Here is a 14,703-nt window from a genome sequence, read left to right on the forward strand (position 1 = left end):
CTCTTCGCACCACTCCACGGGGTGGGGGCGGTGGCCACCGTCACCCGGTCCTGATCGTCACCGCCGCCGTGCTGCTCGCTCCGACCACCGGCCTGCTCGGCGAGCCGGGGATGGTCAGGGGCAGGTCGAGGGGCGCGCGGAGCCGGACGGTGACCGAGCGGCCGACCGGGTCGACGCGGACGCCGACCTGGATGCCGGGGTACCTCCCGCCCGCGTCGGCGCGGGCGAGGTAGTCGCGCACCGCCGACTCGACCGCGGCCGCCTGCTGGGTGAGCCGTTCGCCGTCGAGGCCCTGCTCGTAGATCCCCGCAGAGCCGAGGTCGGCGCCGTGCAGGGCGGCGCCGTCGGCCAGGTTGTCGAGCCCCTGGCGCTGGAGGTAGGCGGCGGACGCGTCGACGACGACCACGATCGCCATCAGCAGGATGCCGGCGAACCCGATGATGAGCAGCGTCACCTGTCCCTGCTCGTCCCGCCGGCTCGTGCGCCTCACCCGCCCTCCCCCGGTGCGGCCTCGACGTACTGCCCGATCGGCACGGTGTGGGTCGCGTCGAGGGAGAAGACCGCCGCGCCCTTGCCGAGGATCGCCGGGAAGAACGGGAGCTCGACGCCCGAGTCGACCCGCACCGTGATCACGGACGTGCCGGCGTGGCAGTCGTCGCCCGGCGCCTGACAGGTGACGGTCACCCGCGCCCGCTGGCCCGGCGTCCCCTGGTCGGCGAGGACCTGACGGACCACCGCGCTCGCCCTGGCCTCGCCCGTCGCGTCGTCGGGGGCGAGGGCGTACGCCCTCCCCGCGGCGCGCGCCGCCGCGCTGGTGGCGAAGGCGCCCTGCTGGACCTCGAAGACGGAGATCACGACCCAGATCAGCGGGACGAGCAGGATGATCGCGAGCCAGCTGAGCTCGACGAGGGCCGAGCCGCGGTCGTCGCGCACCCGCCTCACGGTGATGCTCCCTGTTCCGCGTCCTGCCCGGCGACCTGTCCGGCGACCTGCTCCGCCACCGCGTGCCCGGTGACCCGCACGTGGACACCCGCTCCGCCGAACCCGAGGAGGCCGACGTCGGCCTCGACCACGGCCTCGTAGCCCGGCACCCCACCGACGAGGGCAGGGCGGACGCTCACGGTGCGGACGAACTCCTGCGACAGGGCACCGCTGACGAGCTCCTGCACCTTGTCCTCCCCGGCCGGGCCGGACGAACCCGCCACCGCGGCGTGGCGGGCACCCTCGGCCGCGGCCGAGGCCAGGGTGTTGCGCACGTGGAGCACCAGGGCGAGCTGGAGGATGCCGACCACCAGCGGCAGCAGGACCAGCAGGACGAGGACGAAGTCGACGACCGCTGCCCCGCGCTCCTCGTCGCGGGCGCGTCGGAGCACCGGCCTAGCCGCTCACCATCGAGAAGGCCCGCTCGAGCAGGGCGCGCAGCTCGTCGCCGACGAAGGGCGTCAGGGCGGCGACCACGATGGCGGTCATCAGGGTGACCATCACCCAGCCCGGCACGTCGCCGCGGTCGTCGCGTGGGCGTGCCGCGAGGGCGTACAGGTGTCCCGAGATCGGTTGCATGAAGGGTGTCCTCTCGTGGTGGAACGGGCTCGTGGGGGCGGGTCAGGGCGTGGTCAGGCGCAGGCCGAGCACGCCGGGGTAGAAGGCGAACAGGATCGTCACCGGCAGCACGAAGAACACGACCGGCGCCATCATCGCGATCTCCTTGCGGGCGGCCGTCTCGATGAGCAGGCGCCGCCCGGCCTCGCGGACGTCCGCCGCCTGGGCGTGCAGGACGTCGGCGAGCGGGGTGCCGCGCTCCATGGCGACCGTGATGCCGGTCGCGAACCGGGCGACGACCGGCAACCCGGTGGCGCGGGCGAGCGACTCGAAGGCGACGCCCACCGGCTCCCCCGTGCGGATCCGGGCGAGGACCTGCGCGAGGTCGTCGGACAGCGCGCCGTGGCTGCGGCGCACCACCCGGTCGAGCGCCGACACCGGGCTCTCCCCGGCCGCGACCGAGAGCGCCAGGAGCTCGGCGACGGTGGGGAACTCGGTCAGGACCTGCCGCTCGCGCTCCTTCACCTGGCTGCTCAGCCGGTTGTCGCGCAGGAACACCCCGCACACGAAGCCGAGGACGCAGAACACGATCCCCGAGCCCGCACCGCCGACCCCGCCGAGGGCGCGGAGAAGGACGACGGCGGCCGCCGCACCGAAGCCGACGAGGCCCCACACGACCTGCTCGATGCGGAACTCCTGCACGGTGCGGTCGAGGCCCGCGCGCTGCAGGCGGCGCCGCACCGACGCGGTGCCGCCGAGCACGCGCTCGACGAGGTCGGCCGCAGAACGCAGCACCGGACCGAAGATGCCCGCCGCCGCGGACGTCGGCGATGCCGCGGCCGACCGCAGCACCGGCGTGTGGTCGCGCTCGGGCAGGTCGCGGAGGTAGGGCAGCACACGCACCGACAGCTGCGGGCGCCGCAGGACCTGGAGCCTCAGCACGACCAGGAGCAGCCCCGCGCCCGCCACTGCGCCCAGCACTCCGCCCCAGAGCGCCGTGCTCACGACAGGATCCGCTTCTCGACGGGCAGCCGACCGATCCGCATCATCGCGGCGTACGCCAGCACGCAGACCCCGAACCCGATGCCGAGGACGAGGACGCCGCCGGGCGTGGCGTACTGCCGGATGGCGGTGGTCTGGAACGACATGAGCAGCAGCACGATCCACGGCGCCGAGACCGCGAGCCGGGCCCCGTTGACCGTCCAGGCCTGTCGTGACTCGAGCTCGGAGCGGGTGCGTGCGTCGTCGCGGAGGAAGCCCGAGAGGTTGCGCAGGAGACGGCCGAGGTCGCCGCCGCCGACCTCGCGGGCGAGGCGCAGGCCCTCGATGACCCGGTCGCCGACGGGGTCCGCCAGCCGGTCCTTCAGCCGGTCCAGGCACTCGCCGAAGCGGCCCGTCACCTGGTAGTCGAGGGCGAACTGGGCGAAGTCGGCGCGCAGGGCCTCGGGACCGGTCGTGCCCAGCGCCGCCACCGCGTCGGGCAGCGACAGGCCGGCGCGTACGGCGCTGGCGAGGTTGTCGACCGCCTCGGGCCACACCTCCGCGAACTCCCGCAACCGCCGGGCTGCCCGCTGGCGCAGCACCGCGACGGGGAGGTAGGCCGCCATCGCCGCGAACACGAAGGCGACGGGCATCGTCCGTGACACCGCCTGCACCAGGGCGAAGGCGACCGCGAACAGCACCACGCACAGCGACAGGACACTGGTCGACGTCACGTCCGAGAGCCCGGCGCGACCGAGCAGACGACCGAGCGCCGTCGACGTCGGCGTGGCGGGCCGCGGTGCGCGCGGCAGTGCGAAGGCCGACCAGACCAGGAGCAGCCCGACACCGATGCCGAGCCCGACCAGCGCGCCCATCAGCCGACCCCCTCCTCGGCGAGCAGCGCGTGCACGTCGATGCCGACGCGCTCGTAGCGCTCGGGGCTGGCCGGGACCCCACCCGTGCGCCGCAGCCCGGACGCCTGACGGACGAAGATGGGCTCGACCTCGATGACGTCGGCCTCCACGCGCCCGGGCACCGACACGATCTCGTTGACGCGGCGTACGCCGTCCGCGCCGAGGCCGAGGTGGACCACGAGGTCGACGCTCGTGGCCACCGTGGGCACGACGAACCGCGCCGAGATGTTGTCTCCGGCGAGCAGCGGGAGGGTGCACATCTTGACCAGGGCCTCGCGCGCGCTGTTGGCGTGGAGGGTGCACATCCCCGGCAGGCCGGAGTTGAGGGCCAGCAGGAGGTCGAGGCACTCCGCGGCACGCACCTCGCCGACCAGGATCCGGCTCGGGCGCATCCGCAGCGCCTCCTTGACCAGGTCGCGCAGCACGATCTCGCCGGTCTGCTCGAGCCCGGCCTGCCGGGTCTGCATGGCCACCCAGTCGGGGTGGTTGAACCGCAGCTCGAAGACCTCCTCCGCACTCACCACCCGCTCGCCACCGGGCACGGCGGCGGCGAGGCAGTTGAGCATCGTGGTCTTGCCCGCCTGCGTGCCCCCGGCGACGAGGATGTTCATCCCCGCGCGCACCGACGCCTCGAGGAACCGCGCCGCCTGCGGCGTGAGGCTGCCGAGCGCGACGAGGTCGGAGAGCCGGTGGGCGCGCAGGAGGAACTTGCGGATGTTGACGGCGGTGAAGCCGCGGGTGATGCCCTCGAGCACCACGTGGAGCCGGTGCCCCTCCGGGAGCATGGCGTCGACGAACGGTGTGCTGATGTCGATCCGGCGGCCGCTCGACTTGAGCATCCGCTCGACGAGCTCGTCGACCTGCGCGGCGTCGAGCCGGAGGTTGGTCAGCTCGTGGCGACCACGACGCGCGATGAAGACGCGGCTGGGGTCGTTGATCCAGACCTCCTCGACCTCGGGGTCGTCGAGGAAGGGCTGCAGCGGGCCGAAGCCGGAGACGCGCGCGACGAGCTCGCCGACCACCGCGCCGGGATCGGGGACGGGGGCGACGGCGCCGGTCAGGCTGAGCTGGTCGTGGTCGGCGACCACGTCCTCGGCGATGCGGCGTACGAGCGCGGCCTCGCGCTGCGGGTCGACGCCCTCGCGGCGTACGCGCTCGCGGACCTGGCCGTCGAGGCGCTCGACGAGCGCCTCGTGCGCAGGGTCCGGAACGACCGGACCCGCGCTGAGGGGTCGCTCGACGCGATCGACTGCCATGGTGCCCTGCTTCCCGAGATGGTGCTGAGCGTCAAGTTACCCATGACCCAGCACCCTCAACCAGAGGGCAGGCAAAGACTGTGGAGAACCGGATCAGCGGCCGGATCTGCACACGTGTCCGCGACGTTGCCCCCGGATCGGCGGATCAGGGGCGAGAAGTCGGACACGTGTGGCGTCCGGACAGGCGCGAGGGGCCAGGCCCCGGCGTCCTCGCGCTCAGGTACCGGTCTCGAGCCGGAAGCCGACACCGCGGATCGCGACCACGCGCTCCCCGGCCTCGGCGGCCTCGAGCTTGCTGCGCAGGCGCCCGATGGTGACGTCGAGCGTCTTGGTCGAGCCGTACCAGTTCTGGTCCCACACCTGGTTCATCAACGTCTCGCGGGGCACCACCTTGTCGTGGTGGGAGGCGAGGACGGCGAGGACGTCGAACTCCTTCGCCGTCAGCGCGATCTCCTTCTCGCCGAGGTGCACGCGACGCGAGGCGGCGTCGATCTTGAGGCCGGAGGAGGTGGTGACGGTGGTGTCGTCCTGGGCGGGCACGTTGCCGCTGCGACGGAGCAGGGCGCGTACGCGGGCGAGCAGCTCGGCGAGCCCGAACGGCTTGGCGAGGTAGTCGTCGGCGCCGACGTCGAGGCCGACGACGCGGTCGAGCTCTCCGGCCCGGGCGGTCACCATGATGATCCCGCCGAGGTAGCCGCCGGAGCGCATCTGACGGCACACGTCGATGCCGTCCATGTCGGGCAGACCGAGGTCGAGGATGACGACCGCAGGGGCCTCGTCGACGACGTAGGACACCGCCTCCGCGCCACCCGAGACGCGGTTGACCTCATAACCCTCACGCTCCAGGGTGCGCATCAACGGGACGGCGATGTCTTCCTCGTCCTCAACCACCAGCACGTCGTGCACCATGGCGACGAGCATAGAGGGGTCGACCTCAGTTGGTGGCGTGAATCCCGGCATCGGCGACGGGGGTGACCACCGTCTGGGCCGGCTGCGCCGGGGCGGGCTCGCCCTGGCCGAGCACGACACCACCGGCAGCGAAGATCACTGCGACGGGGATCAGGAGGATGCGGGACATGGGTAAAGCATGCGATTCCGACTTCCACGACAACCCCTCAGAGTGGTCACAGGAGGTAAATGTTTCAGAAGCGTTCGGAAGCGATCGGGCATGAACCCACATCGGGCCCCGCGGTCCTGAAGTCGCCGCCACCACCGAGCGTGTCGCGACCGGAACACGGGCCTCAGGCGTCGAAGACATCGCCCAGCTCGGCGACCCGTTCGAGCACCTGCTCCATCGAGAACTGCTCCAGGGCCAGCTCGTCCTCGGCCCCCTCCTCGACCTCGTCCCACGTCAGTGGCGTCGCGGCTGTCGGCCGCTCCCGGCCGCGCAGGGAGTAGGGCGAGACCGTCGTCTTGGACCCGGAGTTCTGCGACCAGTCGAGGAAGACCTTGCCGGGCCGCTTGGCCTTGGTCATGGTCGCGGTGACGAGGTCGCCGTGCTCGGTCTGCAGCTCCTCGGCCACCTCCTTGGCCAGCGCCGTGGTGCCGTCGCTGTCGAGGCTCTTCCTCCCGGTGTCGGGAAGTGGGGCGTACAGGTGCAGCCCCTTGCTGCCGCTCGTCACCGGCGAGCAGGTGAGGTCGCGGGCGGCGAGCGCGTCGCGGACCATCAGGGCCACCCGCGCGCACTCGTGCAGCCCCGCGGGCTCGCCGGGGTCGAGGTCGATGACGAGGCGGTTGGGGTTGCGTGGGACGCCGTCGCCGTCGACGGTCCACTGGTGCACGTGCAGCTCGAGCGCGGCGAGGTTGGCCAGCCAGGTGAGGGTGGCGAGGTCGTCGCAGATCGGGAAGCGGATCGTGCCGTCGCCCTTGCCGCTGCGCGAGCCGGTGGTCGACACCTCGGCCGTACGCACCCACGACGGCGTGCCGGGCGGGATGTTCTTCTCGAAGAAGCTCGACCCCTCCACCCCGTGCGGCCAGCGGATCCGGGTGACCGCCCGGTCCTCCAGGTGCGGCAGCAGCACCGGCGAGACCTGCGCGTAGTAGTTGAGCACCTCGCCCTTGGTCGTGCCGGTGCGCGGGTAGAGCACCTTGGCCAGGTTGCTGATCTTGAGGGAGCGGCCCTCGACGTCGACCTGCACCTCGTCGGTGGGGCTCATGCGAGGTCCTCCGGCGACAGGTCGTCGCGGACGCCCTGGAAGGACGGCTGGCGCAGGCGCTCGTAGCCGAGGCCGTGGGTGTCGATGTCGACCACGACCCGCGGCTCGACCCAGAAGGTGCCGGCGGCGTCGACCCGCGGGACCTCGTCGGCGAACGGGCTCGACCCGGCGGCGTACGGCTCCAGCAGCGCCGCGAGCCGGGTGCTGGTGGCGCCGGCGATCCCGCTGCCGACGCGCCCTCGGTAGAGCAGTCCCTCGGCGGTCTGTTCGCCGACCAGCAGGGAGGCGAGGCGGTCGGTCGTGCCGACCTGGGGCCGCCAGCCACCGACGACGAACGAGCCGCGGTGCCGGTGGGCGAGCTTGCGCCAGTCCTCGCTGCGGGCGTCGAAGCGGTAGCGGGACGTACGCCGCTTGCTCACCACGCCCTCCAGGCCCTGCTGCAGCGTGGCCTCGAAGAGCATGTCGCCGTCGTCGTACGCCGCCGGCACCTGCCACGTCGAGTCCGCCAGTGGCAGCCCCTCGAGCAGTGCGCGCCGTTCCTCCAGCGGCCGCGCCGTGAGGTCCTCGCCGTCGAGGCGGAGCAGGTCGAACACCATGAGCGTGGCCGGGATCGTCCTCACCAGCCGGGCGACCTCCGTGGCGTTGCGCAGGTGCATGCGGTGCTGGAGCACGCGGAAGTCCGGGACGCCGCGCTCGTTGAGCGCGATCACCTCGCCGTCGACGAGGAGATCGCGGGTCCGCAGCGGCGGGTCGCTGAGCTCGGGCCAGGCGGGCGTGACGTTGTTGTCGTTGCGGCTGGTCATCCGCACGGCCCCGTCCTGCACGTCGACGAGCACGCGGACGCCGTCCCACTTGACCTCGTGGAGCCACTGCGCGCCGGTCGGCACACGGTCGGTCTTGCTGGCGAGCATGGGGCGCACACGCGCAGTCTGGCATCCGCGCGCACACGCGCGGACCGTCCGGATGAGTGGAGACGCCTGTCGCCGACGAGGGCTATCGTCGGGGCATGCGCGCGATCTGGAAGGGTGCCGTCTCCTTCGGGCTGGTCAGTGTCCCGGTGAAGCTCTACGCCGCCACCGAGAGCCACGACGTGTCGTTCCGGCAGGTCCACGCCAAGGACGGCGGCCGCATCAAGTACCAGCGCGTCTGCTCGCTCGACGGCGAGGAGGTGGCCTACGCCGACATCGCGAAGGGCTACGAGACCGAGGACGGCGAGATGGTCATCCTCACCGACGACGACATGGCCGAGCTGCCGTCGACGTCGTCGCGCGAGATCGCGGTGGAGAAGTTCGTGCCCCGCGAGCAGATCGACCCCCTGCTCTTCGAGAAGTCCTACTACCTCGAGCCCGAGGGCGCCGGCGCCAAGCCGTACGCCCTGCTTCGCCAGGCGCTCAAGGACGCCGACCGGATGGCGGTCGTCACCGTCGCGCTGCGTCAGCGGACCACGATCGCGGTGCTGCGCGTACGCGAGACCGAGGCCGGCGAGGTCATCGTGCTCCAGACGATGATGTGGCCCGACGAGGTGCGCGTCCCCGACTTCAAGGTCGAGGTCGACGACGCCAAGCCGCAGGAGGTCAAGATGGCGCAGATGCTCGTCGAGACCCTCGCCGGCGACTTCGACGCGACCGAGTTCGAGGACGACTACGCCGGCGCCGTCGAAGCCCTGGTGAAGTCGAAGATCGAGGGCGGCGAGATCAAGCGCACCGAGACCTCGACGAAGACCTCCGGCGAGGTCGTCGACCTGCTGGCCGCCCTGCAGAAGTCGGTGGCCGCCGCCAAGACCGCCCGCGGCGAGGACGACTCCGACGCGGGCTCCGACGGCTCCGACTCGAAGCCGGCGAAGAAGGCCGCAGCCAAGAAGTCCACAGCGAAGAAGACGGCCGCCAAGAAGGCCCCCGCCAAGAAGGCGGCGGCGAAGAAGTCGACGACCAAGAAGACGGCCGCCAAGAAGCAGGCCAAGAAGGCGAGCTGACCGCTCGCGCCCGACCACCCCAGCGGTGAGTGACGCAGGTTCTGCGCGCCCGGAACGTGCCTCACGCACCGCCCGCTGGTCCAGCGGTGGGTGACGCAGGTTCTGCGCGCCCGGAACATGTCTCACGCACCGCTCGACCGCCCCGGCGGTGGGTGACGCAGGTTCTGCGCGCCCGGAACATGCCTCACGCACCGCCCGACCTCCCAGCGGTGAGTGAGCCACCTTTTCGACCCGCGGAACGTGGCTCACGCACCGCTCAGCCGGCGCGCGGTACGCCCGTGAGCTCGCGCAGCCGCGCACCGATCTCGGCGGCCACCGCGACGGCGAGGTCGCGCGGGGACTCGTCGTCGACCTCGGGCACGACGTGCTGCACGACCCCGTCGGCGAGCAGGTCGACCGCCCGCACGCGCTGACGGGCCGCCATCTCCGGGGCGTGGTCGACGTCGCCGTGCACGATCAGGCTCGCGCCCTCGGGCGGGAGCGGCGAGAGCCAGGCGTGCTCGGTGGCGATCACGCACCGCGCGGGCAGGAACGCCAGCGCCCCTCCCCCGCAGCCCTGGCCGAGGATCACCGAGACGCTCGGCACCGTCAGCGTGGTCAGCGCCGCGATGCAGCGCGCGATCTCGCCGGCGAGCGCGCGTTCCTCCGCGTCGGGCGAGAGCTCCGCGCCGGGGGTGTCGATGACGCTCACGAGCGGCAGGCCGAGCTCCTGGGCGATCTTGATCCCGCGCCGGGCCTCGCGCAGCGCGCCCGGGCCCATGGCGTGGCCCGGCACCTGGCGGGAGCGGTCCTGGCCGATCACGACGCACGGCTGGTCGTCGAGCCGGGTCAGCGCGACGAGGACGGTCGAGTCGCGCTCGCCCTTCTCGGTGCCGCGCAGCTGGAGGGTGCCCTCGGCGCCGTGGGCGAGCAGGTCGCGGACGCCGGCCCGGTCCGTACGCCGGGTGCGGCTGACGCTGTCCCACGCGGTGTGGTCGCCGATCGGGCGGGGCGACCGTGCGGGCAGCCGGCCCTGACCGGGGGCGTCGACGAGCACGGCGAGCGCGCTGTCGACCATGGCCGGCAGGTCCTCCGCCGCGACCACGCCGTCGATGACGCCGGACGCGGCGAGGTTCTCCGCGACCTGGACGCCGGGGCGGAACGGCCGCCCGTTGAGGCCCTCGTAGACCTTGGGGCCGAGGAAGCCGACCAGCGCACCGGGCTCGGCGACGGTCACGTGGCCCAGTGACCCCCACGAGGCGTACACGCCGCCGGTGGTGGGGTGCCGCAGGTGGACGAGGTAGGGCAGCCCTGCGGCACGGTGGTCCATCAGCGCGCGGGAGATCTCGACCATCCGGACGAAGGCGGGCGTGCCCTCCTGCATGCGGGTGCCGCCGGACGCGGTGCTCGCGAGCAGCGGCAGGCCCTCCTCGGTGGCCCGGCGGACCGCGGCGGTGATCCGGTCGGCGGCGGCCCGGCCGATCGAGCCGGCGAGGAAGCGGAACTCGTTGACCACGACCGCGACCGGACGGCCGCGGACCTCGCCGCGACCGGTGAGCACGGACTCGTCGGTACCGGCCTTCTCCGCGGCGGCCTCGAGCTCGGCGCGGTAGGCCGGGTCGGCGTACGACAGGTCGACCGGCTCGTCCCACGAGGTGAAGGTGCCCTCGTCGAGCACCAGGTCGAGCAGCTCGTGGGCGGTCCAGCGGCGGGCCGTCGTCGGGGAGCCCACGGCGCTCACGCCCCGCCCCCGCCGACCCACGCGCGGATCTCGTCGGCGTGCTGGTCCAGCAGCGGCGGCGCGGTGTGGTCGCGCCGGGTGACCTCCTCGCCCGCGGCGTCGAAGAACCGCAGCGGCGGCCCGGGCAGCGTGATCTCGCCCAGGGTCGGGTGCTCGACGTCGAGGAGCAGTCCCTGGCTGGCGACCTGGTCCCACTCGTAGACCTCGTCGAGGGTGCGCACCTTGCCGGCGGGGACGCCGACCTCGGCGAGCCGGGCCAGCAGGGGCTCGGAGTCCCAGTCGGCGAACGCCTCCTCGACCAGGCGGATGACGTCCTCGCGCCGCGCGACGCGCTCCCCGTTGGTGGCGAGGCCCTCGGCGTCGGGGTCGAGGCCGAAGCCGGCGCAGAACTTCTTCCACAGCCCCTCGCTGCCGAGCGCGATCTGCACGGCGCCGTCGCGGCAGCGGAACAGCCCGTAGGGCGCGATGGAGGGGTGGTGGTTGCCCTGCGCGCGTCCGACCTCGCCGGCCACGGTCCAGCGGGTGCCCTGGAAGGCGTGCACGCCGACCACCGACGCCAGCAGCGACGTACGCACGACCGTGCCCCTGCCCGTCGACGCCCGCTCGTGGAGCGCGGCCAGCACGCCGTAGGCGCCGTACATCCCCGAGAGCAGGTCGGCGATCGGGACGCCGACGCGCTGCGGGTCGTCGGGGCCCGAGCCGGTGAGGGACATCAGGCCGGCCTCGCCCTGGGCGATCTGGTCGTAGCCGGCACGCCCGCCCTCGGGGCCGTCGTGCCCGAAGCCGGTGATGGACAGGACGACGAGCCGCGGGTTGCGCCGCATGAGCTCCTCGATGCCGAGGCCGAGCCGCTCGAGGACGCCGGTGCGGAAGTTCTCGACGAGCACGTCGGCCCGCTCGACGAGCCCGATCAGGACGTCCCGGTCGGTCTCGTCCTTGAGGTCGAGCGCGATCGACTCCTTGTTGCGGTTGGTGCAGAGGAAGTACGTCGACTGCCGCGCGTCGTCGTCGCCGACGAACGGCGGCCCCCAGCCGCGGGTGTCGTCGCCGCTGCCGGGCGCCTCCACCTTGATCACGCGGGCGCCGAGGTCGCCCAGCATCTGGGTCGCGTGGGGGCCGGCGAGGGCGCGGGTGAGGTCGACGACGGTGAGGTCGGCGAGGGGGCCGGCGCCCGGGAGGGTGTCGGAGGGGGTGGTCTGCTGGGTCATGGGGTCACCATCCGGGGAGGACGAGGGCTGCCCAGACGAGCAGCGGGCCGACGAGGGTCACGATCGCGCCGTAGGCGAGGATCTGCTTGTAGTAGGTGTTCTCGTCGATGGTGTCCGGCTTGTTGGCCAGCATCAGCGCGCCGTTGGTGCTGAACGGGCTGACGTCGACGATGGTCGAGCTGACGGCGAGGGCCGCGACGAAGAGGCCGGCCGACAGCCCGCCCTCCGCGACGAGCGGGATCGCGATCGGGACGATCACGGGCAGCAGCGCGGTCGAGGACGCGAACGCGGAGACGACGCCGCCGACGTAGCAGAGGATCAGGGCACCGATGGCCGCGGCACCGAGGCCGGCGGCCCAGTTCCCGACGAACTCGGGCGACCCGGCGGTCGTGAGGATCGTCGCGTAGGTGCTCACGCCGGCCACGAGGAGCACGGTGGGCCAGGCGATCTGCTTGACGGTGTCCTTGTAGGCCTTGGGCGTGAGGATCGAGAGCACGACGGCGGCGGTGATCGCGGCGAAGCCGATGTTCTTGTCGAAGGCCAGCGCGACGACGGCCACGGCGAGGAAGGCGAGCAGGGTCAGGACGTGCTCGAGCCGGCTGCCTGCGTCGTCCGGGTTGGGGGTGCCCGTGGTCGGCGTGGCGCCGGTGGCGGAGCGCGCGTCCGAGCGGTCGGGGCGCCTGGGGCCGCCCACGGCCGCGGTGCCGCCGCCGGCGGACACGAGCTCACCGTCGGCGTCCATCCGCATCGTGACCAGCTTGCGGCCGCCGAGCACGACGAAGAGGATCGCGGCCATCACGGTGTTCACCAGGAGGCTGGAGAGGAAGATCGTGAGGTGGGAGGAGCCGAGCCCGGCGTCCTCCATGACGGAGTTGGTGATCGTGCCGTAGATCGAGATCGGCGAGAACCCGCCGGCCTGCGCGCCGTGCACGACCATCATGCCCATCATCAGCGGGCTGATGCCGTAGCGGCCGGCGAAGCCGAGGGCGATCGGGCCGATGATCGCGCAGGCGGCCGGGCTGGCGGCGCCGATCGCGGTGATCACGGCGGTGACGGCGAACATCACCCACGGGATCAGCGCGACGCGGCCACCGACGGACGACACGGCGGTGCGCACGATGAGGTCGACGGTCCCGTTCTGCCGGGCGATGGCGAACAGGTAGGTGACGCCGATGAGGGTGAGCACCAGGTCGGCGCTGATGCCGCCCAGGATCTCCTTCTCGTCGAGGCCCAGGGAGTACATCCCGACGAGCCACGCGGCGACGTAGGCCAACGCTCCCATGTTGATCGGCAGCAACGTGCCGATCACGAACAAGGCGACCAGCGCGATGATCGCGATCCATTCCGGACCCATTGAACAACCTCCGAGTCTGTGCCAGGAACGGCGAGGGCGGGGGTGGCCGTCGTCACGTTCTGGCCCAGTGGCCTAGCCAATAGGACAATGGGCCGGTCGTCAATAGGGTGGGTGCCATGTCGGAGTCCTCGTTCCCTCCTCGTCTGCTGCGCACGCGGCTCTACGAGCAGGTGGCCGGCCAGATCTCGGCGTGGATCAGCGACAACGGCCTCGGCGCGGGCGACAAGCTCCCCCCGGAGCGCGAGCTCGCCCAGCGCCTCGGCGTCAGTCGCGCGACCCTGAGCCAGGCGCTCGTCGCGCTCGAGGTCGTGGGGGTGGTGGAGGTACGCCACGGTGACGGCACCGTCGTCACCTCGGGGCACCAGAAGTCGACCCGCATCGTCGAGGCGATCCGCAGCCACGCCGACCGCCTCCCGGAGATCATCGAGACCCGCGACGCGCTGGAGACCAAGATCGCCTCGCTGGCCGCGGTCCGGCGCACCGAGGAGGACCTCGCCCGCATCGACGACGCGCTCGCCTTCATGGCCGCCGACATCGAGGCCGGCGGTCGCGGCGTCGAGGGCGACGAGCGCTTCCACGGCGCCGTCACCGCCGCGTCGCACTCCCTCCTGCTCGCCCGGCTCATGGACGAGATCGGCGACCTGATCAAGGAGACGCGCATCGAGTCGCTCGGCCAGCCCGGCCGCCCGCAGGACTCGCTCGCGGGCCACCGCCGGATCGCCGACGCCATCCGCGCCGGCGACCCCGCCGCGGCCTCGGAGGCGATGCACGCCCACGTCGCGATGGTCAGCGACGTCGCCCTGCTCCGCGAGCAACCGTGACCCCAGCCGAGATCGCCCTGGTCCTCGCCACCGGGCTGGGCGCCGGGGTGCTGTCCTCGACCGTCGGCGTGGCCTCGCTGCTCAGCTTCCCGGTCCTCGTCGGGCTCGGCCTGCCCCCGGTCGTCGCCAACGTCTCCAACACCCTCGGACTCATCCCCGGCGGCATCGGCGGTGTCGTGGGCTACCGCCAGGAGGTGCGCGAGGCGGGACGGGTGGCGTACGTCATCGTGGCCGTCTGCGCCATCGGGGCGGTCCTCGGCGCCGCCCTCCTCCTCGGCCTGCCACCGGGCGTGTTCGAGGCGATCGTCCCGTTCCTCATCCTCTTCACCTGCCTGCTCGTCGGCGTCCAGCCGCGGGTCGCGGCCTGGCTGCGCGCGCGACACGAGCGCCAGCACGGCGAGCAGCTCGCCGAGCGACGGCACATGTCCCCCCTGACCACGTTCTTCGCGACCGTCACCGGCGTCTACGGCGGCTACTTCGGCGCCGGGGCGGGCGTGATGATGGTGGCCGTGCTCGGCCTCGGCACCGACCTCGAGCTGCGCGTCGTCAACGGCCTGAAGACGCTGTCGCTCATGGTCGGCAACATCGTCGCCGGGCTCATCTTCGTCTTCGTCGCCGAGCCGCGCTGGGACGTCGCCGCCCTGCTGGCCGCCGGGTCGCTCGTCGGCGGCTACGTCGGCGCGCGCATCGGGCGCAAGCTCCCCGACTCGGTCTTCCGCTGGGCGGTCGTAGCCGCCGGCATCGTGGCCGCGCTGCTGCTCCTCTGACGGGCAGCAGCCGCG

General features: G+C 72.7%; 17 protein-coding genes. 3 read left to right on the plus strand and 14 right to left on the minus strand.

The features are described 5' to 3' along the window. Window positions 1–40: 40 nt before the first annotated feature. The 11 genes from F4692_RS01875 to ligD (F4692_RS01925) all read right to left on the minus strand — a co-directional run bounded on the left by F4692_RS01875 (window position 41) and on the right by ligD (F4692_RS01925) (window position 7,757). Window positions 41–490 carry a Tad domain-containing protein gene (locus F4692_RS01875; RefSeq protein ID WP_308645115.1) on the minus strand — a complete coding sequence of 150 codons (450 nt, stop codon included), beginning with the start codon at window positions 488–490 and terminating at the stop codon, window positions 41–43. Then, window positions 487–933: a hypothetical protein gene (locus F4692_RS01880; RefSeq protein WP_218858124.1), complete on the minus strand. Its 447-nt coding sequence runs from the start codon at window positions 931–933 to the stop codon at window positions 487–489. The genes F4692_RS01875 and F4692_RS01880 overlap by 4 nt, the downstream gene beginning before the upstream one ends. Window positions 934–938: 5 nt before the next feature. Next, entirely contained in the window at window positions 939–1,373 is a 435-nt protein-coding gene (locus F4692_RS01885) for a TadE/TadG family type IV pilus assembly protein (RefSeq protein WP_179617942.1), read from the minus strand. Between the two features lie 4 nt (window positions 1,374–1,377). Next, window positions 1,378–1,560 carry a hypothetical protein gene (locus tag F4692_RS01890; RefSeq protein ID WP_179617943.1) on the minus strand — a complete coding sequence of 61 codons (183 nt, stop codon included), beginning with the start codon at window positions 1,558–1,560 and terminating at the stop codon, window positions 1,378–1,380. Between the two features lie 42 nt (window positions 1,561–1,602). After that, window positions 1,603–2,544 carry a type II secretion system F family protein gene (locus F4692_RS01895; protein ID WP_179617944.1) on the minus strand — a complete coding sequence of 314 codons (942 nt, stop codon included), beginning with the start codon at window positions 2,542–2,544 and terminating at the stop codon, window positions 1,603–1,605. Continuing rightward, window positions 2,541–3,395, minus strand: coding sequence for a type II secretion system F family protein (locus F4692_RS01900; protein WP_179617945.1), 855 nt, complete (start codon window positions 3,393–3,395; stop codon window positions 2,541–2,543). The genes F4692_RS01895 and F4692_RS01900 overlap by 4 nt, the downstream gene beginning before the upstream one ends. Next, window positions 3,395–4,690, minus strand: a complete 1,296-nt coding sequence (locus F4692_RS01905) for a TadA family conjugal transfer-associated ATPase (RefSeq protein WP_179617946.1) — start codon at window positions 4,688–4,690, stop codon at window positions 3,395–3,397. Before F4692_RS01905 ends, F4692_RS01900 begins: the two co-directional genes overlap by 1 nt. Before the next feature lie 216 nt (window positions 4,691–4,906). Continuing rightward, on the minus strand, window positions 4,907–5,599 hold the full coding sequence (locus tag F4692_RS01910) for a response regulator transcription factor (RefSeq protein WP_179617947.1): 693 nt from the start codon (window positions 5,597–5,599) through the stop codon (window positions 4,907–4,909). Between the two features lie 25 nt (window positions 5,600–5,624). After that, entirely contained in the window at window positions 5,625–5,768 is a 144-nt protein-coding gene (locus F4692_RS01915) for a hypothetical protein (RefSeq protein ID WP_179617948.1), read from the minus strand. Window positions 5,769–5,931: 163 nt separating this feature from the next. After that, entirely contained in the window at window positions 5,932–6,846 is a 915-nt protein-coding gene (gene ligD, locus F4692_RS01920) for a non-homologous end-joining DNA ligase (RefSeq protein ID WP_179617949.1), read from the minus strand. Then, the gene (gene ligD / locus F4692_RS01925; RefSeq protein WP_179618974.1) at window positions 6,843–7,757 is read right to left on the minus strand and encodes a non-homologous end-joining DNA ligase; all 915 of its coding nucleotides are present in this window, start codon (window positions 7,755–7,757) and stop codon (window positions 6,843–6,845) included. The genes ligD (F4692_RS01920) and ligD (F4692_RS01925) overlap by 4 nt, the downstream gene beginning before the upstream one ends. Before the next feature lie 95 nt (window positions 7,758–7,852). Between ligD (F4692_RS01925) and ku the strand changes: the two genes are divergently transcribed. Then, complete coding sequence (gene ku / locus F4692_RS01930; protein ID WP_179617950.1) at window positions 7,853–8,818, plus strand: non-homologous end joining protein Ku; 966 nt, start codon at window positions 7,853–7,855, stop codon at window positions 8,816–8,818. Window positions 8,819–9,074: 256 nt separating this feature from the next. On the opposite strand, the gene F4692_RS01935 is transcribed toward ku, so the two are convergent. From F4692_RS01935 to F4692_RS01945, 3 genes are read right to left on the minus strand one after another with little or no spacing between them, the layout of a single operon-like run. Then, a complete protein-coding gene (locus tag F4692_RS01935) occupies window positions 9,075–10,538 on the minus strand; it encodes a carboxyl transferase domain-containing protein (RefSeq protein ID WP_308645116.1) in 1,464 nt (487 codons plus the stop codon). After that, on the minus strand, window positions 10,535–11,746 hold the full coding sequence (locus tag F4692_RS01940; RefSeq protein ID WP_179617951.1) for a CaiB/BaiF CoA transferase family protein: 1,212 nt from the start codon (window positions 11,744–11,746) through the stop codon (window positions 10,535–10,537). Before F4692_RS01940 ends, F4692_RS01935 begins: the two co-directional genes overlap by 4 nt. A gap of 4 nt (window positions 11,747–11,750) precedes the next feature. Then, window positions 11,751–13,100 (minus strand): SLC13 family permease, encoded by a 1,350-nt coding sequence (locus tag F4692_RS01945; protein ID WP_179617952.1) that lies wholly within the window; start codon window positions 13,098–13,100, stop codon window positions 11,751–11,753. 116 nt (window positions 13,101–13,216) lie between these two features. Here F4692_RS01945 and F4692_RS01950 point away from each other — a divergent pair, with 116 nt between their 5' ends. Together F4692_RS01950 and F4692_RS01955 are read left to right on the plus strand one after the other, a co-directional pair. Further along, on the plus strand, window positions 13,217–13,921 hold the full coding sequence (locus tag F4692_RS01950) for a FadR/GntR family transcriptional regulator (RefSeq protein ID WP_179617953.1): 705 nt from the start codon (window positions 13,217–13,219) through the stop codon (window positions 13,919–13,921). After that, a complete protein-coding gene (locus F4692_RS01955; RefSeq protein WP_179617954.1) occupies window positions 13,918–14,688 on the plus strand; it encodes a sulfite exporter TauE/SafE family protein in 771 nt (256 codons plus the stop codon). Before F4692_RS01950 ends, F4692_RS01955 begins: the two co-directional genes overlap by 4 nt. The last annotated feature ends 15 nt before the right edge of the window (window positions 14,689–14,703 follow it).

Source organism: Nocardioides cavernae, from assembly GCF_013410035.1.
GTDB classification, from domain to species: domain Bacteria; phylum Actinomycetota; class Actinomycetes; order Propionibacteriales; family Nocardioidaceae; genus Nocardioides; species Nocardioides cavernae_A.